Source organism: Bacteroides sp. (assembly GCA_036351255.1).
GTDB lineage: Bacteria > Bacteroidota > Bacteroidia > Bacteroidales > UBA7960 > UBA7960.
The window spans coordinates 59,544-81,083 of sequence record JAZBOS010000010.1 but is presented as its reverse complement, the minus strand read 5'-3'; the positions used below and the strand labels follow the sequence as shown (position 1 = coordinate 81,083).

Annotated in this window: 13 protein-coding genes; 9 read left to right on the top strand and 4 right to left on the bottom strand. The window is 50.1% G+C overall.

Annotation, left to right across the window (positions count from 1 at the left end; translation table 11 throughout):
- Both infB and V2I46_00615 read left to right on the top strand, forming a co-directional pair.
- Positions 1–2,925: a translation initiation factor IF-2 gene (infB, locus tag V2I46_00620; GenBank protein ID MEE4175989.1), complete on the top strand. Its 2,925-nt coding sequence runs from the start codon at positions 1–3 to the stop codon at positions 2,923–2,925.
- 104 nt (positions 2,926–3,029) lie between these two features.
- The gene (locus V2I46_00615; GenBank protein ID MEE4175988.1) at positions 3,030–4,394 is read left to right on the top strand and encodes a glucose-6-phosphate isomerase; all 1,365 of its coding nucleotides are present in this window, start codon (positions 3,030–3,032) and stop codon (positions 4,392–4,394) included.
- Positions 4,395–4,486: 92 nt separating this feature from the next.
- Here the strand turns inward: V2I46_00615 and V2I46_00610 are convergent, their stop codons facing one another.
- Positions 4,487–5,065, bottom strand: a complete 579-nt coding sequence (locus V2I46_00610) for a thymidine kinase (GenBank protein MEE4175987.1) — start codon at positions 5,063–5,065, stop codon at positions 4,487–4,489.
- Positions 5,066–5,201: 136 nt separating this feature from the next.
- Here V2I46_00610 and V2I46_00605 point away from each other — a divergent pair, with 136 nt between their 5' ends.
- Together V2I46_00605 and rsmI are read left to right on the top strand one after the other, a co-directional pair.
- Positions 5,202–6,134 (top strand): hypothetical protein, encoded by a 933-nt coding sequence (locus tag V2I46_00605; GenBank protein MEE4175986.1) that lies wholly within the window; start codon positions 5,202–5,204, stop codon positions 6,132–6,134.
- 21 nt (positions 6,135–6,155) lie between these two features.
- Positions 6,156–6,860 (top strand): 16S rRNA (cytidine(1402)-2'-O)-methyltransferase, encoded by a 705-nt coding sequence (rsmI, locus tag V2I46_00600; GenBank protein MEE4175985.1) that lies wholly within the window; start codon positions 6,156–6,158, stop codon positions 6,858–6,860.
- On the opposite strand, the gene lepA is transcribed toward rsmI, so the two are convergent.
- Positions 6,857–8,647: a translation elongation factor 4 gene (gene lepA / locus V2I46_00595; protein MEE4175984.1), complete on the bottom strand. Its 1,791-nt coding sequence runs from the start codon at positions 8,645–8,647 to the stop codon at positions 6,857–6,859. The two genes, rsmI and lepA, sit on opposite strands and share 4 nt — an antisense overlap.
- A gap of 141 nt (positions 8,648–8,788) precedes the next feature.
- On the opposite strand from lepA, the gene V2I46_00590 reads away from it, so the two are divergent.
- The 4 genes from V2I46_00590 to V2I46_00575 all read left to right on the top strand — a co-directional run bounded on the left by V2I46_00590 (position 8,789) and on the right by V2I46_00575 (position 16,025).
- Entirely contained in the window at positions 8,789–10,846 is a 2,058-nt protein-coding gene (locus V2I46_00590) for a gliding motility-associated C-terminal domain-containing protein (GenBank protein MEE4175983.1), read from the top strand.
- A gap of 128 nt (positions 10,847–10,974) precedes the next feature.
- Entirely contained in the window at positions 10,975–13,194 is a 2,220-nt protein-coding gene (locus tag V2I46_00585; protein MEE4175982.1) for a tetratricopeptide repeat protein, read from the top strand.
- A 933-nt stretch (positions 13,195–14,127) separates the two neighbouring features.
- Complete coding sequence (locus V2I46_00580; GenBank protein ID MEE4175981.1) at positions 14,128–14,676, top strand: RNA polymerase sigma factor; 549 nt, start codon at positions 14,128–14,130, stop codon at positions 14,674–14,676.
- An 8-nt stretch (positions 14,677–14,684) separates the two neighbouring features.
- Positions 14,685–16,025 (top strand): outer membrane beta-barrel protein, encoded by a 1,341-nt coding sequence (locus V2I46_00575; protein ID MEE4175980.1) that lies wholly within the window; start codon positions 14,685–14,687, stop codon positions 16,023–16,025.
- Here the strand turns inward: V2I46_00575 and V2I46_00570 are convergent.
- Positions 16,013–17,233 carry an L-serine ammonia-lyase gene (locus V2I46_00570; GenBank protein ID MEE4175979.1) on the bottom strand — a complete coding sequence of 407 codons (1,221 nt, stop codon included), beginning with the start codon at positions 17,231–17,233 and terminating at the stop codon, positions 16,013–16,015. The two genes, V2I46_00575 and V2I46_00570, sit on opposite strands and share 13 nt — an antisense overlap.
- 15 nt (positions 17,234–17,248) lie before the next feature.
- Positions 17,249–18,001 carry a SagB/ThcOx family dehydrogenase gene (locus tag V2I46_00565; GenBank protein ID MEE4175978.1) on the bottom strand — a complete coding sequence of 251 codons (753 nt, stop codon included), beginning with the start codon at positions 17,999–18,001 and terminating at the stop codon, positions 17,249–17,251.
- Positions 18,002–18,211: 210 nt separating this feature from the next.
- On the opposite strand from V2I46_00565, the gene V2I46_00560 reads away from it, so the two are divergent.
- Positions 18,212–21,442, top strand: a complete 3,231-nt coding sequence (locus tag V2I46_00560) for an FAD-dependent oxidoreductase (GenBank protein MEE4175977.1) — start codon at positions 18,212–18,214, stop codon at positions 21,440–21,442.
- Positions 21,443–21,540 lie beyond the last annotated feature (98 nt).

The window sequence follows — 21,540 nt, the reverse complement described above, 5'->3', positions numbered from 1 at the left end:
ATGACTGAAGGTACTGCATTAAAACGTTTAAGTAAAGTTGCCAGGGAATTTAACATAGGTACTACGACCATTGTTGAATTTCTGGGCAAGAAAGGTATTTCCATCGAGAACAACCCCAACACCAAGCTCTCGGAGGATGCCTATCAATTGTTATTTAAGGAGTTTCAGCAAGAGAAGAAGCTAAAGGAAGCTACCCTTGGCAAGGGATTGGAGCACGTTGAGCGCAAGACCATCTCGCTGGAACAGCCCAAAGGTACCCGTGAAGAAGAGAAAGAAGGTAAAGGTAAGGAAGAAGCCGAAGACAAGGATCTTTTCATCAAGGACAGCAAGCCAGCGGCAACGCCTCCTTCTGTAAAGGAAGAGGTGAAGCTCAGCGGCCCCAAGGTGGTCGGTAAGATCGAGGAGAAGGAAGAGAAGGAAGTTCCCGCAGAAAAGCCGGAACCGGCAAAAGAGGAACGCGCTGCGCCCGGGGAAGCAGCCCCTGAGGAAACAAAAGCGCCCGAGGCCGAAGCAGCCGAAGAAGTTCCTGCAAAAGAAGATAAAAAAGAAAAAGGCGGCCTGAAGGTGATCGGCAAGCTGGATCTTGAAGAAACCAAAGCTCAGAAGAAGCCAAAAGAGCAAAAAACAGAAACCCCTGAAGAAAAGGCGCCCGAAGCGCCTAAGGCCCCTGAGGAAGAAAAGGCCAAAGAGGCTGAAGCGACTGAAAAGGAAGAACAGAAGCCAGAAGCCGCGAAACCCGAAGAAGAGAAGAAAGAGTTTTTTAAGATAGAGCGCGCCAAGCTGAGTGGCCCCACAATCTTAGGGACCATGGAGTTGCCCAAGGAGAAGGAAGCGGGCAAAAAATTGGTGGCCTCATCTTCGGATGCCAACAAGTCGAAGCGCCGCAAACGTAAGCGCATCAGCAAAAAGGAAAAAGGCGGAGAGGTGGATGTCAGTGCAACCCACAGCGACAAGGGTGTACGCACGGATGCCGGGAAGGCGCGCAAATCTCCACGCCGCGACCATATAAAACCCGAGGTGTCGGAAGAGGAAATCCAGCGTCAGGTGCGCGAAACCCTTGCAGCATTAAGCGGGGGCGGTGGCAAATCAAAAGCCTCCAAGCACCGCCGCATCAAGCGCGATATCCTGGAAAAGAAACGCGAGAAGGAACTGGAACGGGAAACTTCAGAAGAATCCGTACTGAGGGTTACAGAATTCATCCCCGCCAGCGAGTTGGCCAACCTCATGAAGGTCAATGTCAACGAAGTCATTGCCACTTGCATGAACCTCGGCCTATTTGTTTCGATCAACCAGCGACTCGATGCCGAGACCATTACCATTGTAGCCAGTGAATTTGGTTTTGATGTTGAATTTGTTGGCCTCGATGAGCAAAAAGATATAGAAGAAGAGGAAGACAGGGAAGAGGACCTGGTGCCACGCGCACCCATTGTTACGGTGATGGGTCACGTTAACCATGGGAAGACCTCATTGCTTGACCGCATCAGGCATACCAACGTTATTGGCGGAGAGGCCGGCGGGATCACACAGCACATCGGGGCTTACTCTGTATTACTGGATTCAGGTAAGACCATCACCTTCCTCGACACCCCGGGTCACGAAGCCTTTACGGCCATGCGTGCACGTGGTGCCAGGGTCACCGACGTAGCCATCATTGTGGTGGCTGCTGACGATAACGTGATGCCTCAGACCGTGGAAGCCATTAACCATGCCCAGGCAGCCAATGTCCCTATTGTCATCGCCATCAACAAGATTGACAAGCCTTCTGCTAACCCTGAAAGGGTGAAGGAAGAGCTGGCAAAGCTTAATGTCCTTGTGGAAGATTGGGGTGGAAAATACCAGAGCCAGGAGATCTCGGCGAAAGCCGGCACCAATGTGGAGCAACTCCTGGAAAAAGTACTGTTGGAGGCTGAGTTGCTTGAACTGAAAGCAAATCCTTCTCGCCGTGCATCAGGAACCGTGATCGAATCTTCGCTTGACAAGGGGCGGGGGTATGTAACGACCTTATTGATACAGAATGGCTCGATGAAAGTCGGCGATATTGTGGTGGCAGGTGTGCATCACGGCAAAGTGAAGGCCATGTTCAACGAGCGCGGACAGCGTATCAAGGAAGCAGGCCCTGCCTCTCCTGTGCTGATCCTGGGTCTCGATGGTGCGCCCCAGGCTGGTGACACGTTTAACGTGATGGAATCGGAAAGCGAAGCCCGCTCGGTTACCAATAAGCGTCAGCAGATCTTCCGCGAACAAGGATTACGTACCCAGAAGCATATCACCCTGGATGAGATCGGACGGCGTATTGCCATTGGCGACTTTAAGGAATTGAATATCATCGTGAAAGGTGACGTGGATGGTTCGGTGGAAGCCCTTGCAGACTCGCTGCTTAAGCTCACCACAGAAGAAGTCCAGGTCAATATCATTCACAAGGCCGTTGGGGGTATCACCGAAGGCGACGTGTTGCTGGCCTCAGCATCCAATGCCGTGATTATCGGCTTCCAGGTTCGCCCCTCTGCGGCAGCCCGAAAACTTGCTGAACAGGAAGAGATTGATATCAGGCTCTACAGTGTTATTTATAACGCCATCAATGAGATCAAGTCGGCCATTGAGGGGATGCTTTCGCCCGAAATTGAAGAAAAGATCACCGCCAACCTGGAGGTCAGAGATGTCTTCAAGATCACCAAGGTGGGTACCGTTGCCGGATGTATGGTGCTCGACGGAAAGATTCAGCGCCACTCCAGCATCCGCTTGATTCGCGACGGGATCGTGGTTTATACCGGCACCCTGGGCTCACTCAAGCGCTTCAAGGACGATGTGAAGGAGGTTTCTTCAGGATATGAATGCGGATTGAATATCGAGCGGTTTAATGACCTGAAAGTCGGGGATATCATCGAAGCCTTCGAAACCATTGAAGTAGCAAGGAAGCTGGACTAAAAAACCAATCATAATAAAGCGCGGTTGCCGATGAAAGAGTGGGTTGCCGCGTTTTTTTATGCGCTTTCGGAAAAATTTTAATAAATTGAGCAAAAAATATAAGGATGAGCGAGATCAAAATTAGCCTGGGCAATGCCCGGGATTACATCAGTGACAATGAAATAGCTCTTTTCGAGTCTGAAGTGGCCCTTCACCGGTCAAATATCTATAAGAAAACCGGCCGGGGTCATGATTTCCTGGGGTGGGTTGAGCTTCCCTCAAACATCGATGCGGAGCTCCTGGACAAGATTGAAAAGGATGCCCGTAAAATGCAACAGCAATCAGAAGTGGTGGTGGTGTGTGGCATCGGCGGCTCTTATCTTGGGGCCCGGGCGGTGATCGACGCCCTGAGTAATCCTTTCAGGGGTTTGCAGGACAAGGAGGCGCGCAAGTCGCCCCTGATGCTTTATGCCGGGCATCAGCTGGATGAGGATTATATGGCGCAACTGCTCGAATTGCTTGACGAGAAAGACTATTCAGTGATTGTAATAAGCAAGTCGGGCACCACAACGGAGCCTGCCGTGGCTTTTCGCCTGCTGAAGGCCCATCTGGAGCAAAAATATGGCGAGGCGCAGGCTGGGGAAAGGATCTTTGCCGTTACGGATGCGGATAGGGGCGCCCTGAAAAAACTGGCCACCGAAAAGAGCTATGCCACCTATGTGATCCCTGACGACGTGGGAGGCCGTTTCTCGGTGCTAACCCCCGTGGGCTTGCTGCCCATTGCAGTGGCAGGCATTGATATCAGGCAACTGGTGGATGGGGCCCGTGAGATGCAGAAATTGTTGAAAGAGAAGGACAAGATCACCGAAAACCCTGCAGCACTTTATGCAGTAGCCCGGAATATCCTTTACCGCAAGGGAAAAACCACCGAGATCCTGGCTGGCTATACCCCTTCGCTCAACTACCTGGTGGAATGGTGGAAACAGCTTTACGGCGAGAGTGAAGGCAAGGAGCAGAAAGGCATTTTCCCGGCTGGGGTGAACTTCACCACCGACCTGCATTCTATGGGGCAGTACATCCAGGATGGCTTACGCAACCTTTTTGAAACGGTACTAACCATTGAAAGTCCCGCAAGAACACTGGAGATTCCGGCAGACCCCCAGGATTTGGATGGCTTGAATTTCCTGGCCGGCAAACGCCTGGGTGAGGTTAATCGCATGGCCAGCCTGGGTACGATGATGGCCCACGTCGACGGGGACGTCCCAAACCTTGAGATCACCCTTGCGCGACTGGACGCCCTGAACCTGGGCAGCCTGATCTACTTCTTTGAGATGGCCTGTGCCATCAGTGGCTATATCCTGGAGGTGAACCCCTTTGATCAGCCAGGGGTAGAGGCTTATAAGAAGAACATGTTTGCCCTGCTGGAAAAGCCGGGATATGAAAAGGAAACGGAAGCCATAAAGAAAAGGTTAAAAGAAGAGTTGTCGTAGTTGTCTAGTTGTCGTAGTTGTCTGACATTCTGATTGCTGAGGCAATAAACTTTCGGTTTAGGGCTTACTTCCTGCTTCTTGCTTTTTACTTCTTACTTATTACTTTTCTTAATAAAACAAGCCCTGCAAAGCGGTTCGTAAGCTTCTGTTTCTCCCAGCACGACGAGCTTATCGCTGACAATGGTTCGGTGTGAATACTGGGCCAGGGCACCGCATTCCACGCAAATGGCATGTACCTTGGTGATGTATTCGGCCATGGCAAGCAAAGCAGGCATAGGGCCAAAGGGGTTGCCCTTAAAGTCCATGTCGAGGCCAGCCACAATTACCCTGATGCCTGAGTTGGCCAGTTGGTTGCAAACGTTGGGGAGCTCAGCATCGAAAAACTGTGCCTCATCAATGCCCACTACGTCCACATCATTGGCAAGCAAAATAATATTGGCCGAAGAGGGGACAGGCGTTGAAAGGATCTCACGCGAATCGTGTGAAACGACCTTTTCCTCATCATACCGGGTGTCGATGGCGGGTTTGAAGATCTCCACCTTCAGGCGGGCAAATTTGGCCCGCTTCAGGCGCCGGATCAGTTCCTCGGTTTTGCCCGAGAACATGCTCCCGCAGATTACTTCAATCCAGCCCCGGCGTCGTGTACGATCTATTTCATTTTCAAGAAACATTCAGCGTTTTTCTTTTTTCTTTGTTACCTTTATGCGGATTTTTTGGCCCGGCAGCCACAAAAATAAACATAAACTTTAGATCATCCCGCGTTGATTTTTACTTAAGTTTTTTGTAGAACCTTTTCTGTTTTTTCCCATGCATCAAGAAATTAAAGACCGGATCATTCATTTACTGGAAGAAATTGTCGAACGTGCTCATTCCATTAACCAGCAGGACCAGGGCAATGCTGATTTGGAAATAGACCTGGTCATGGAGGATCTGCGTTCCCTGTACCGGCAATTTGACCTGTTGCGCAGGCATGCAAACCTTTCCGGCCTAAGGGCTGAGACCCCCGAGTTCCCAACAGAAGAAGTTCAGGCGAAAAAAGAAACTGAAAATCAAACCTTCGCAGAGACAGCGGAGACGCCTGAGACTGAAAATCAGGAAAAGGCAGAGCAAACGCCAAATGAAGAACCGGAAGAGGAGATGCCCGCTGAACCAGAAAGTCAAACTCCGGTACATGAAGAAATACCTGTTATAGAAGAAAACCTGCAACCTGAGCCTGTTGAGGAACCAGAGCCTGAACCTGAACCTGAAAAAGAAGCCGAATCAGCGCCTGTTAAGGAAATTGCTCCCAAACCTGTTGCCAAACCAGGAAAGGAAAGTGTTCAAAAACCACATCCCCCCCGGATGAATGGTCCGCACTCTGTGCTGGATTTGTTCTCGACCGGGGCCGCCTCACGTAATGTGGGGGAAAGTCTGGAAAAAGAGGACAATTCCCTGCACAAGCGGATTATTGCCCAGAAGGAAGACCGCAGCATTGGAACACGCCTTCAGATGACACCCATCTCCAATTTAAAGGATGCCATTGGGGTCAATGAAAAGTTCCTCTTCATTAACGAACTCTTTGGCGGGAATATCCAGGTATACAATGAGTCCGTTGCCCGCCTCAATGAATTTAAAGACATGCAGGAGGCCTTCGGTTACCTGAATGAGTTAAATGACTTGCTGGGCTGGGATGAAAAGCGCTCGGCACAAACCATAGAAAAGCTGGCCAATTTTGTGCAGCGCAGATATATGGATCGCTAAACCGGTTCCTTAAACTAGCTCATGTCAAAGTTGTTTGTCATACCCACGCCCATTGGCAACCTGGAAGATATCACCCTGCGTGCCCTCCGGATCCTGGGTGAAGTTGACCTGCTTTTGGCCGAGGATACCCGCACGACCGGCAATCTTTTGCAGCACTTTCAGCTGAAGGTGCCCATGATGGCGCACCACCAGTTTAATGAGCATAAAACGCTGACATCCCTTATCGGGAAACTTAAATCAGGCATGAAACTTGGGCTGGTGACCGATGCAGGGACGCCCGCCATCTCGGATCCCGGATTTCTGTTGGTCAGGGAATGCATCCGTGAAGGGATTGAGGTGGAGTGCCTGCCTGGAGCAACGGCCTTTGTGCCAGCACTGGTTAATTCCGGGCTCCCCAACGATCGCTTTTGCTTTGAAGGCTTCCTCCCCCAGAAAAAAGGACGCGCAACCCGCTTGGCTTCTCTTGCCAGCGAAGCCCGAACGATGGTGTTTTATGAATCGCCCCACCGCCTGGTTAAAACCCTGAAGGCTTTATCCGAAGTCTTTGGCGCTGAACGGCAGGCCAGTGTCTCGCGCGAGTTGAGCAAGATGCACGAGGAGAATGTTCGCGGAACCCTACAGGAACTGGCCGCCTATTTTGAAAAGGGTACGGTAAAAGGGGAGATTTGCATCGTGGTAGCCGGTGCCGGTCAAAAAGGAAACGCGGGAAATGAATCTGGTGATTAGTCGTCGAGCTTCAGGACTGCCATAAAGGCCTGCTGGGGTACTTCCACATTGCCGATCTGGCGCATACGCTTTTTCCCTTTCTTTTGCTTCTCCAGCAGTTTTCGCTTGCGTGTGATGTCGCCTCCGTAACATTTGGCCGTAACGTCCTTCCGCAGGGCCTTAACGGTTTCCCTGGCAATGATTTTTGAGCCGATACCGGCCTGTATGGCAATATCAAACTGCTGACGGGGGATCAGCTGTCTTAGCTTTTCACAGATGCGCTTGCCAAAATCATAGGAGTTTTCGCGGTGGATCAGGGCAGACAAGGCATCCACCTGGTCTCCGTTAAGCAGGATATCGAGCTTCACCAGGTCGGAGTTCTTGTAACCGCTGGGATGGTAATCGAAGGAAGCATACCCGCGTGAAATGGTCTTCAGCCGGTCGTAAAAGTCAAAGACGATCTCTGCCAGTGGCATCTCAAAGGTCATCTCCACCCGGTCGGTAGTCAGGTAAACCTGGTTTTTTACAATGCCCCGCTTGTCAAGGCACAGCGACATCACCGGGCCGATGTATTCAGACTTGGTAATGATCTGGGCGATGATATAGGGTTCTTCAATGTAATCGAGGATATTGCTCGAGGGCAGGTCTGAAGGGTTGTTGACCACGATCATGTTTCCCTTGGTGGTATAAGCGTGGTAAGACACGTTGGGAACCGTATTGATCACCGTCATGTCGAACTCCCTCTCCAGGCGTTCCTGGACGATTTCCATATGAAGCATCCCCAGGAACCCGCAACGGAATCCGAAGCCCAGCGCTGCTGACGATTCGGGTTCAAAGGTCAGCGAGGCATCGTTCAGCTGCAGCTTCTCCATGGCTGTGCGCAATTCCTCAAAGTCATCGGTCTCCACAGGGTATATGCCTGCAAATACCATGGGCTTAACGTTTTCAAAGCCTTTGATGGCTTCGGGGATGGATCTCTTGACGTGCGTGATGGTGTCGCCCACCTTCACTTCCCGGGCGTCCTTGATGCCTGAGATGATGTAACCCACATCGCCTGCCGAGATGACAGGCTTGGGCAGTTGCAACAGCTTCAGCACCCCCACTTCATCCGCATTGTATTGGCGGCGGGTATTCATGAACTTGACGTGGTCGCCGGTCCTGATCTGCCCGTTGAAGACGCGGAAGTAAGCAATGACGCCGCGGAAAGGATTATACACCGAGTCGAAGATCAAAGCTTGCAGGGGCGCTTCAGGATCCCCTTTGGGTGCAGGGATGCGATGGACGATTGCTTCAAGGATGCTGTCCACCCCAAAGCCGGTTTTCCCGCTGGCCGGGATAATGTCATCATAGTCGCAACCGGTCAGGTCAACGATCTGATCGGCTACCTCTTCGGGCATGGCACCCGGGAGGTCCATTTTATTCAGTACGGGGATGATCACCAGATCGTGATCCAGGGCAAGGTAAAGATTGGAAATGGTTTGTGCTTCAATACCCTGCGAGGCATCCACGATCAGCAAGGCACCTTCGCAGGCGGCTATGGAACGTGAAACCTCATAGCTGAAGTCGACGTGTCCGGGAGTATCAATCAGGTTCAGCTTGTATTCCTGCCCATCCTGCACATAATCCATCTGGATGGCGTGGCTTTTGATGGTAATGCCTCGCTCGCGCTCCAGATCCATGTTGTCCAGCAGCTGGTCTTTAAAGTCACGATCGCTGATGGTATTGGTGGTCTGAAGCAGGCGGTCGGCCAGGGTGCTTTTACCGTGGTCGATGTGGGCAATGATACAAAAATTCCTGATGTTTTTCATAGCTTGCAAAATTACAATTAAAAAACCATATTTTTTTTAATTTTGGAGATTGCGACATGCACAAAATAAAAGCCTTACTTTGACCGTATTTATCTAATAATAGCAGCCTTATTACACATTGCTGCAAACAAGATGTTCTTCATGACCTCATTCCGAATTTTCCTGGTAAGTGTATTTGTATTGATCAGCCTGGGGGTTTATGCTCAGCAAACCTATCCCATCAGTGTATATGATGGCCAAACTGTTGAGACCTGCACTGGCATTTTTACCGACAGTGGTGGAGATTTCCAGACCCCCTATGGGCCCAACGAAGATTTCAGTGTGACTTTTTGCAGCAATGATGAGCAACACCCGGTGCTGGATGTGTTTTTTGAATATTTCCAGCTGGCCCAGGGCGATATTCTTTACGTATACGACGGACCCGACTCTTCTGCGCCCCTGCTCTGGGAAGCCACGGCTACAGACCTCCAGGGATTGCACGTTTATGCCTCTGAGGGCTGCCTTCATTTCCGCTTTGTTTCTTCCCCCAGCGATCAAAGCAATGGCTGGTCGGCGCCTATGCAGTGCCTCAGTTTATGCGAGACCTTCCAGGCAAGCATCACTCCGCAGGCAGGCACCTTTGAATATTGCCCTGAAACCGGCGACATCACCCTCTTGGCATCTTCCGCTTACTTACCAGAGAACCTGCCCTTTAACCCCAGCCAGGTATCCTACCAATGGCTGGTTGATGGAACCCCCTACACCGGTAGCCAGGTGACCCATTCCTTTTTCAATCCGGGTGCTTACCCCATTACCCTCGTGGCCACTGACCCCACCCACGGCTGCGAAGCCACCGTGAACGAGGTCATAAAACTAGGGACCTATCCCAGCTTCGATGGCACCATTGCCACTGTCGACACGGCCTGCGCGGGCGAGACCTTTTCGCTCCTTGGGATGGCCACGCCTAACATCTGGACGGGTTTTCCCACTGAAGTGGTCGAAACGGCAGCCATCCCTGATGGCACTGGCGAACTGTATGAGTCATCACTGGTCTTCGATATTTTCGATGAGGGCGATGTCATCCTGTCTGCAGTGGATATTGACCAGGTATGCATCAACATTGAGCACGCCGTCAACGGCCAGTTGCAGTTTGAGCTGGAATGCCCGAGCGGAAACAGGATCACCCTGAAAGACTATGGCTCGGGAACCTCCAACCTGGGTGAACCTGTTATCTGGGACAATGTGACCCCTGGAGAGGGATACAATTATTGCTTCTCTAACGAAGCGGCCTATGGCACCATGGCCCAGACCGCTCCCCAGTTTCATGAATACACCGACCAGGCCGGCAATTATTATTTCAATGCCGCATACCTGCCCGCTGGTTCTTACACCCCCGACGATCATTTCAATGGGCTTACCGGATGCCCCCTGAATGGGGAATGGACCTTAAGGGTTAAAGACCAGGTGCCGGGCGACGATGGTTTTATCTTCAGCTGGAGCCTGTATTTCAGGGAAGATTTTTATCCCGATTCGCTCATTTTCTTTCCCGAGATCACCCAGCGCCGGTGGTATCAAAACACCAACCCCCTCCAGGGCAACCCGGTTGCCGTTTTTGTTGAGGAACCCGGAGACCACACCTTCAGGTTTGAGGCTACTGACTCCTTTGGCTGTCTCTACGACACTACCGTGACGGTATATATCCGCCCCCTGCCCGAAGCCGAAATCCTTTCTGAACTCGAACTGCCATTTTGTGAAGGCGATTCAACGCTCCTTACGGTTTCGGCCATCAACAATGCAACGCCTTTGTTTTCCTATCAGTGGTCATTTAACAATGTGGAGATTCCGGGGGCTGTTTACGATACCCTGATGGCCAAGACCCCCGGCACTTATACCGTTCAGGTGACCGACGAGGAAACCGCATGTTTTGACTTCTTTGATCTCGATGTGACCCAGCAAAACTGTGACCTTACCATTCCCAATGTCTTTACCCCCAATGGTGATGGCATCAACGATTATTTTGAGATCCTCAACCTGGAGTATTACCAGGCCGAGATGGTGATCTTTAACCGCTGGGGCAAAAAGGTTTACGAACACTCCGATTATTTTAACAACTGGTGGGACGGAGAGGGTGCCCCCGATGGCACGTATTTTTACATCCTGACCTATTCCCGCGGAGAGGAACGAAAAAACACCGAGGGGGTCATTACCATTGTTCGCTGACAAAACGGCGTGCTTTTTTCTCCCCTTACTCCTGACATTTTGCGGGTTTTATTGTTTAATTTATATAAGGCACGGATTTTGAGCGAATTTGCCTTAAACCACTTGTTGGTTCCATAAATTATACGCGAATGCTTTATAAAAACATCATAAAGGAATATCAGAATATTGTGTCGATGCTTCACAAGAGGCAGGTCGTTGAAGCCATTGAGAAGCTGAGGCTGCTGGTCAAAGAATCGCAGAAAGAATTCATCAACGAGCGGCTTGACAACCTTTTAGAGACCTACCGCAATATCCTGAAACATTCCTTTGCTGCTGTCCACGACCCTGAGCGTGAAAAAATCTACCATTACCTGATTCGCAGCTTGCTAGAGCTTGCTGACGAGCTCAAGGAAATGCTGCTCACCGAGGCAGGCGCCTCAAACACCTACCAGATGAAGTCGCGGCTGCAGCGCGAGCAAAGGCTCGAGCGCCAGGAAGCCCTCGCTTACCTGGAACGCGTCACCTACGACGACCAGCTGGCCGGTCTGCTGAAGGAGGTAAAGGTTGCCGACAGCAATGATTTGCCCGGTCGCGAAGAATCACTCATCCGCATCTTTAATATTATCTGGCTTACCGACAAATATACTGAGGCAGAAATCGAACTGCTCAATGCCAGTTGCGATTCCGGCCGCCTGCCCTGGCACGACAAGGGCCTGATCGTTAGTGCCCTTACCCTCAGCCTGCTGCGTTACTTCGATGTCAATAAGTTCCTTATCCTCTTTCGCTTTGCCGAGAAAAGGGAGGAGCGCGTCTGGGAACGTGCCATGGTAGGCTTGTTTGTGGCTTTCCTGAAATACAACGACCGCTTCTACCTTTATCCCGTGCTTGAAGAAAAAACCCTGGATTTCCGTGAATTCCCGGGAATAGAGCAAAACCTTGAAGCCATTGTAATCCAGTTCACCAAGGCAAAGGAAACCGAGAAGGTTCGTCGTAAATGGGAAGAAGAGATCATGCCCGCCATGATGAAAATGAGGCCCAAAATTGAAGAGAAACTCGAACTCGACCAGATTTTCAAGGAAGAGTTTGGCGAAGAAAAGAACCCCGATTGGGAAACGGTATTTGAAGATACGCCTGGTTTGCTTGATAAGCTGCAGGAGTTTACCGAGATGCAGCTCGAAGGCATGGATGTCTTTATGAGCGCCTTCTCACAGCTGAAAGGATTTCCATTCTTCCGCGAGATCAGCAACTGGTTCGTGCCCTTCTATATGGAGAATGAGGCCATTGCATCATCTTTGGGCAGCGGCACCGGGCAAACCGACCTCACCCCCCTGGTCAGCAAACTTGAGGACAGCTTTTTTATGTGCAACAGCGACAAATATTCATTCTGCCTCAACCTGGGCATGGCTCCTGAGCAGCAGAAGGCCATGATGATGAATATGCTGAACAACGAACTGGGCAATTATGCTGAAATTGAGCAGGACGAAAGCCTGCTGAACGACTTTGCCCGGACCAAAAGCATTTATACACAATACTTCCAGGATCTGTACCGCTTTTTCAAGATCCATCCCTGGCGGCAGGAATTTGATGATATCTTTAGCCTGGATGTTGATCTTTACGAAACTGCCTTTGTTAAGCACCTGGTGTCCGAAAGCAAAACCATTCGTAATATTGCTGAGCTGTTCTTCGATAAGAAGTTTTATCCCGATGCCCTTAAAGTCTTTCTGGCGATTCTGGAGAATGAAAAAGACAACATTGAGCTGTTCGAGAAGATAGCCTTTTGCTATGAGAAGACAGGGCAGCTTGACAAGGCCTATGATTATTACGTGAGGGCCGACCTGATCGATTCTGACCGGCCGTGGATCATGCGCAAGCTGGCCTTCTGCAGCAAATACCTCAACCGCTGGGAAGAAGCCCTGCGCTATTACCGGCAGGTGGAGAAGGCCGAGCCCGACGATCTGAAGGTGCAAGCCAACATCGGGCAATGCCTGGTGCACCTCGAGCGTTACGAGGAAGCCCTCGACTATTACTTTAAAATTGAAGTGCTGGCCCCTGAAAACCACCGCATCCGCCGCCCACTGGCCTGGTGTTCCTTCCTGACCGGCAAGCTCGACACCGCCAAAGACTATCTCGAACGCCTGCTAAACGCGGATCCTGAAAACCCCTACGACCTCGAGAATCTGGGTCACGTGCTGTGGTGCCAGGGGCAGCCTGCAGAAGCCCTGAAGTCATACCGCCAGAGCCTTGCCCGGATGAAAGACTTCGACACCTTTAAGGCTTCCTTTAACGAAGACCGCAAACACCTGGAAGGATTCGGAATCAGCCCCTTTGACATGGATCTGATGCTAGACGCCGTGAAAATGGGCGAATAAATCCCTGTTTTTGGCTTTTTCTTTTGCTATACCCGGTTTAAAGAAATCAGGGTCATCAAGGTTTTGTAAACCCCTCCCTTCCCTTGCTATGACAAGGGAACAGAAGATTTTTGCTCCCTTGATTTTGTTTCCATCTTCAGAGTTAATACGTAGTTAATACGGAGTTTATTCGGTTTAAACCGAATAAACTCCGTATTAACTACGAGCCTGGCAGGAGGATGTTCCTGTTCTGCCCGATTCATTTCATGACCCAGGGATCAAAAAAACCCAGGTTTTTTATTCCGGAGTGAAAAATTTTTAATTCATTTTAATGAATAAAAAATAAAAATGAACCATAATGCAGAGAAGTTTAAAACAGATTATGACCCGGCCGATAAGGGTTTTATCAGTCGTTTTTTTAAAAAATCACGCAGCGTTTCCCCGGGTTTTTGCGTCTAATGGGATGTAAGCAAAATCGAAATTGTGTTTGCTGGCAAAGGTTCTTTGTTATTTTGAATGGTAATTAGACCATTAGACCTGTTTCTTAGGAGCGGAAATTTCTCCTTTTTTATATTTTCCGTTTTTTCAGGTTTTGTATGCGTTTCAGGGGTACACGGTAATGGCCGCACAAACTTTCCCCGGGGGTTTTTCCGGGTGAAGAAGCTGCAAACAACATTAACCAAACCAACTAACCCGCGGCCATTTCCCTGAAACCTTTTCCTTTCGGCTTGTTTTCCTATTAGTTCATAATTCACTTTTCCGCTTGGGCCAGGTTTTTCTCCTGGTCTGTTGCGGGATTGTTAAAGGCTGTTGTTTCTTGCGAGACATCAAGCCTGAAAGCTTAGCGGCTGTGGCCGCTTTTTACGGTCTTTGAAGTTTTTTTGAAGGTTTTTTTGAGGGGTTTGCTAATTTGCAGGAATTCTTAACTTTGTTTGTGCCTTAAGCATTTAGTTGGTGGACTCCCTGAAAAAAATAATAAGAGGCTGTCTGAAGAATAACAAGGCAGACCAGTATCGCCTGTACACCCTTTTTTCGAAAAAGATGTACGGGGTTTGCCTCCGTTATGCGGGCAGCTATGATGAAGCCCAGGATATCCTCCAGGAAGGGTTTATCAAGGTTTTTGAGAAACTCGACACCTTTAGGGGGCAGGGAAGCCTGGAGGGATGGATTAAACGTATTATGATCCACACCGCAATTGAAAAATACCGGGAACGGATATATCATTTGTCGGTGGAGGATCTTGGCAAGAACGGGCACGCTTTTGAAGAGAATGGAGGCCCAGAGAAACTCAGGCTGGCCGAGTTGCTGAACCTGATCCAGTTATTGCCCGACCAGTACCGGCTGGTGTTTAACCTTTCGGTGCTTGAAGGGATGAACCATAAGGAAATTGGGGAAATGCTGGGGATTTCAGAATCCACCTCGCGTTCCAATCTTTCAAGGGCCCGGTCGATGTTGCAGGAGTGGATTGTTAAACAAGAGAAAGTTGTTGAAAAAGCCATTTAAGGTTTGTGATGGTAATTGATTATAAAAATTTTGATGACAAGATAAGGGACGCGTTTGACGACTTTGAGGTCAGACCGCCTTCCCGCGTCTGGTATGGCGTGGTGGCAGGCATGTCTGAGCCCGCAAAGAAAGGGATGGCTCCTGTTTTCCTGAAGGTGGCTGCAGGCATTGCGGTTTTGCTTGTGAGCTCATTTTCCTTTTGGTTTTTGACCTTTCAGCCTACTGGCAATACTCCCGGGGAGATCTTTTCACAATCACCTTTGGCAGCCCCTGTCGCAATAGCTTCCTCGCGGTCCGATGCCTCCCAGGCATTTTTATCTCCCGATGAAGGTTCTGCCGGGATTCCCATTCTGGCTTTGAACGAATCGCAGCCTGCAGAACCAGGATTTCATTTCCCTGTTTATGACGACATTATTTCGCTGCAAGCCTTAAGGGCCTCGCTTGACGCTGAACTTCCCGATATTATCATGCCATTGTCTGGCGTCTCTTCCGGAATCCCTCTCTTCGACCATGTGGAGGAAGCACTCGCCCTGGTGGATGAAAGAAAAGACCTTTCTTTCCTGAGCCTTGGGATGCATTTCGCCCCCCAATACAGTTACAGGCATATTATCAATCCTACTGAAACCAACAAGGCTGGTATTCCTTTTGGCTATCTTGAAGATCCATTATTTTCTTTCAATATGGGTCTTTCGGTTCAGGCAAGGGTATTTCCCTGGTTAAGCCTGCAGTCGGGCTTCAATTACGGTACCATGGGGCAATTTGTGAGCAACATCATTGCTTTCTCACACCCGGATAACCTGCCCATCTTTGAAATGGACCGCACCTCGCGTTTCAGCCATCCCCAAACCATCGTTACCTCTCAGGGCAATATTCGCCTGAGTGAGCCTACCCTGTTTTTTGCCGACTCAGAGTCCTACCGCGTCATTACCAACAAGCAATTTGACTTTGAAGGCGGGCCTGAGATGCTTAAAGTCCGCGATTTTGGCGTCAGTCAGTATTTTACATACCTGGAAGTTCCCTTGCTTGCCCGGATAAGGGTAGTCAGGATCCAGGATGCTGAATTTATGGTTAAGGCCGGGGGCTCACTGAATTATATCCTTGGCAATGAGGTCTTTCTGGGTCGAAAAACCATGCAGCGTCCCATTGGCGAGACCTATGGCCTGCGAAAGTTCAACTTCTCGGCCCATGGTGGAATTGCGGTTAACATCCCCATTGGTAACCATTTTCATTTGACCTTTGAACCTACGGCTCAGATTTATTTGATGCCGATGGTGCGCGACCAGCTGATGATTGGCCAGGCATTGCCTTTCCAGTATTCCATATTTACGGGGATAAGCTACGGTTTCTGATTCTTTTTCCGGTATCCGGTCCAATTAATGGCCAGCCCTCCCTGGCTGGTCTCGCGATAGTTGGCTTTCATGTCGAGGCCGGTTTCTTTCATCGTTTGTATTACATCGTCAAAAGAAATGCGGTGTTTCCCATCGGAGAGCAGGGCATATGTGGCGCATTCCCAGGCCCTGACAGCAGCCATAGCATTGCGTTCGATGCAGGGGATCTGAACCAGGCCATTTACCGGGTCGCAGGTGAGTCCCAGGTGATGCTCCATTCCCATCTCGGCAGCATATTCGACTTGCAGAGGAGAGCCCCCTAGCAGCTGAACGGCTGCTCCAGCGGCCATCGAACAGGCAGCTCCTATTTCGCCTTGGCAGCCCACTTCGGCGCCTGAGATGGAAGCATTAGTGCGTATCAGGTTCCCAATCAGGCCAGCGGTGGCCAATCCCCGGATGATCCTGGTGTCGGAAAGTTTATAGGTTTTCTGAAGAGAATAGAGCACGGCGGGCAATACCCCGGCCGAGCCACAGGTAGGGGCGGTGACAATTTGGCCACCAGAGGCATTTTCTTCGGCTACCGCGAGGGCAAAGGCAAAGGTTTGCCCGGTGCGTTTCAGGATGTCGGCAAAGGTTTTGCTGCGGGTGTAATACAAAGGGGCGCGCCTGACCAGGTTTAATCCTCCGGGCAGGGTGCCTTCGTTTTCCAGCCCCCTTTCGATGGCTTGTTTCATGACCTTCCAAACCTCCTCAAGGTATTCGAAGGTGTCGGGCAGGTCGCAGGCCTGCACAAACTCCCACAAGCTCTTGTCGCGTGCTTCACACCAGTTGATGATATCCTGCATGGTATGGAGCATATACACGTTTTCATCCATGGAGTTGGCCTCGCCTTCCTCCATCAGGGCGCCTCCCCCGATGCTGTAAACGCGCCAGGTTTCGATCGGTTTTTCGTCGAGGAAGGCTTCAAATTCCAGGCCGTTGGGGTGTAAAGGCAGTTCAACCTCTGGCTTCCATAAAATCTCAAGGGGGTTGGGATGGAAGGTGTTGATCAGAATGGTGTCGGTCAGGTGACCCACCCCTGTGGCAGCCAGGCTACCGTAAAGGGTTACGCGGAAACGCCGGGCTTCGGGATGGCGAGACAGAAAACGCCCTGCTGCGCGGCGCGGGCCCATGGTATGACTGCTGGAGGGGCCATTCCCTATTTTGAATAACTCCTTGATGGTTTTCATACAAAAAAGACGTTATCAGATTTTTCCCACAGGCATAAAATACAGTACGCGGTATTCCTCGCCCAGCTTGAGAAGGGCTTCTGCCTCTTCATCACGGTATGCGCCAATGACCACAGTGCCCAGGTTGAGCGCTGCAGCCTGCAGGTGGATGTTTTGTCCCACGTGGCCCACTTCATTGTGGATGTACCTGATGCCGCGTTCACCGTAACGGTTAGTGGTGCGTTCGTAAATGGCCGCGAAAATGATGACGATGCCCGCCTTACTGATCATACTTTGACTCAGAGCAGCCCTGGCCAGCTCATTTTCGAGCTCGCGCTGGTCGATGAGTTCAAGCTGGTGGTCACCAACCTTGTAGTGGTAGATCCCCTTGCTCAGGCCTTTCACATTGTTAACCATCACAAACAATTCCAGGGGGAAGGTGGCGCCAGCCGAAGGGGCGGTCCGGAAGCCTCTTTCGTTGTTGATGCCCTGGGCTGCCCAGAGCAGTTGCGACACTTCCTCCAGGTTCAGGGGCTGATTGACATAGCTTCTGATCGAACGGCGCTGGCTCAGGGCTTTCTCAATACTTACAGTGCCATCGGTTAAGGGTTCGGGTAATGGAATCATCGTGCCGGGGATTTGATCAAGAAGGGCTGGTAAATTGGTTGTTTCAGTGGGTTGCCTTTTGTCCTCCCGTTCGGGGGTTACCCCTTTGAAAGCTACCTTAAAGAACAGGGTGGCCAATAAGGCGAATCCAAACGTGACGGCTATGGGGAGATATTTCTTCATTTTTGGCTGCAGCATAGTGGATTGCAAAGGTAATGCCAAAAGGGCAAACTTCCTCCCTAAGGCCTTGTTTAGAATGGGTTTAAATACGGGCTTTGAGTCAAAAAAAATTTTAAAAAATTTACCTTTGCTGCGGCCATCCTGATCCGACAAGGGTTGGCTGTGGATTGCAGCAGAAACAGATTTTCTTACCGTTTTTAACAGGATTCAGAAATGCATAAAATCACCAAACATCCTATCATTCCCATAGCGGATACTGAAAAGGTCACTTTTAAATACAACGGAATTGAGGTCACAGGAGAAAAAGGATTCACCATTGCAGCGGCCCTTCACCAGGCAGGCTTTCCTGTTCACAGCCACAGCTTGACCAACCGCAACCGCAGTCTTGAATGCGGCATTGGCAAATGCGGGGCTTGTGAAATGCTGGTGGACGGAGAAATCAGGCGCATCTGCATCACCCCGGTCGATGGGATCAGGGAAGTGAAAGAAATTCCCCGCGATTATGTGGCTAAGCCTTCGGTATATGTGAAGAAAGATGGGGTCAGGATATTTAAGACCGATGTGGTGATCGTAGGAGCTGGTCCTGCAGGTCTGGCTACCCGTGAGATCCTTCTGGAGAACGGGATTAGCAACATTGTGATTGACAGCAATGCCCAGATCGGTGGTCAGTTTAATATGCAGACCCACCAGTTTTTCTTTTTTGAGAAAGAAAAGAAATATGGTGGTTTGCGAGGATTTGAAATTGCGAAGACCCTTGCCGGAGAAAACCACGATGGTATTTTATTGAACAGCACGGTTTGGGATATTTTTGAAGGTAACCGCATCGCGATTAAGAATTTCAGGACGCAGGAGATTTTTTATGTGGATTGTGAACATCTTGTGGTGGCCACGGGTGCTGTTCCCTTTTTACCCACTTTCCATAATGACGACCTTCCAGGAGTTTATACCGCTGCAGTGATTCAGAAAATGATGAATACCGAACTGACTCTCCTGGGGAAAAACATTCTTACCGTTGGCGCCGGTAATATTGGTTACCTTACCTCCTACCAGCTCATCCAGGCCGGGGCTAAGGTGAAGGCCATTATTGAAGCGCAGTCTCATGAAGGGGGGTTCCCGGTACAGGCCAATAGGGTGAGGAGGCTGGGGATACCCATCCTGTTATCGCATATGATTCTTGAAGCCATTCCCAACGAGAATGGTAATGGAATAAAAGGTGCCGTAATTGCCAAGGCCGAGAATTTTAACCCTATTCCCGGGACTGAAATGATCATTGAAGGCATTGATGCCATCAATATCTGTACTGGCCTGATGCCCGACAATGCCCTGCTTGAGAAAGGGCAGGAGATGTTTGGGCGTAAGTGTTATGGGGCAGGGGATGCCATCCGGATCGGCGAGGGTACGAGCGCAGTGCTGAAAGGTAAACAGGTAGCCTATGAGATCCTCGAATCCATGGGTCGCCGGTTCAACTACGATGACTTTCTGCTGGTTTCAAAGGAATACATTGATTCACAGCAACATCCCATTCGGGTAATCGAAAAGCCGGTGATGCCTGAAGAAGAAAGGATGGCAAAACCCTTTGTGCAGATTGACTGCCTCTATGGCTTTGCCTGCAACCCCTGTGCGTTTGCCTGCAAATACGGGGCTATTACCAAAACTTCGACCAGCACCGTTCCCCATATCGACTTTGATAAATGTGTTGGTTGCATGGATTGCGTGTACCAATGCCCAGGGTTGGCCATTTTTGGATACAATCCCACAAAAAATACCTTCTTTCTTCCCATCGAGTTTGATATGAGCGATGGTGAAAAAGTGTATCTGGTCGATAATGATGCCAAAATCCTTGGCGAGGGCTATATCGATAAGATTTTGCGTAAGAAGAACCTGACTCACGTGGCAAGGGTTAAGTCAAACGATATGCCCAGGGAAGAGCAGTTGAAGGTCCGGGGTTTCATCATCAAGCGCGATTATCCTGAAAAGCTGGACATTAATCCTTATGAGGATGATACCAGCGATGATATTTTTATGTGTCATTGTGACGATGTGCCCCTGAAGGATGTGCTGGAAGTGATCGGTGACCGTAAGTTTGTTTCGGTGGAGGAAGTCAAGCATACCACACACCTGGGTATGGGTCCCTGCCGTGGTAAACGTTGCCTGCAGCGTTTAAAGCAGAACCTGAGGCCGTTGGGTGTAGAGCTGATTGGCGGGTCAACCCCCAGGGCACCCATGTCGAACCAGATCTCTATCGGCGAACTTTTTCCTGCTTCTGCTTCCCCAAAGATCATTACCAATTTCAATGGCAAGGGTCGCCGCATTGTTGAAGTCAAATCCCTAGTGGCAGGGGGAGGCATTGGGGGCAGCGCCCTTTTCCGTTTTCTGGCAGAAGAAGGTTATGAGCCCGTACTGATCAATTCGGGATTCGGGTCATCGTGGCGCAACATCGCCGGCGGTCGCCCGGCTTTTTCACTGCCTGAGCTTTCGGATATTGCCCGGCACAATCAGGAACTTTTTGTTGAACTGCAAAAACACGGGAACATTGATTTCAGACAAATCAACTACGTGACCTTTGCCCACGACGAGGCGATGTACAAAGCCCTTGAAGAATCCATGGCCTGGCAAAATGCCGTGATGCTTGATCCCAGCCAGTTCAGGGCTGAGATTTCACCTTTCTTCAATGAAAAGAACGATAAATACATTGCGGCCATGAAAACCAGCGAGTGCTGGCAGGCAACACCAGGTAAGGTCATTGAATTGCTTCGCAAACTGGGAGTGAACCATGGCGGGACCCTGATGGAAGACTGCAAACTGATTAATGTGGAAAAGTATGGCGATCGTTACCAGGTTATTGTTCGCGACCATAAAGGAGAATATATAGAATATCGCACCACTGTGTTTGTCAATGCCTTAGGGAGTGAAGGGAATCATTTTGCCCGGATGCTGGATATTGAAACCGGCCTGTATCCTGTAAAGCATCAGGCTTTTATTACCCGTCGTCTTCCAATGCTTGGAATCGGGGGCAGGCCGCTCGACATGCTGATCGATCGGAGGAATTATAAGGGTTTTGTTGCCGTTTACGGACAACAGCTTGGGGAAACGGGCCAGATCATCGGATGTGCTTCTCCTGCGGTTGAACCCCTGGAAACGGATAAGAATCTGAAGGTAAACAGCAAGGATTTTGCCGAAATTGTCTCGGAGATCTTTATCGACTGGATTCCTGAGATCTCATCGGTGGGTTTCCAGGCTCTCTGGGCAGGTTATTACATTGAACCCAGGATGATCATCGATGTGGAGAAAGGCTTGTTCCTTGGACTTCGCGGGCAAGGATTCATGCTTGGCCAGTACCTGGCCAAATTGTATGTTGATCAACTGACTGGAAAGGAAGTGCCTGAATATTTCGATCGCCTAAAACTGGGTGGAGATGCCCTGCTGGAGAAAGCCTTTAAATAAGATTTTCAGACTGACTTACCGCCCTGGTTGAAATTTGTGTTATACGGTCACTGGAGTGTTTCTGAATAACTTGGGCAAATTGTTTTTTATTTCAAGGA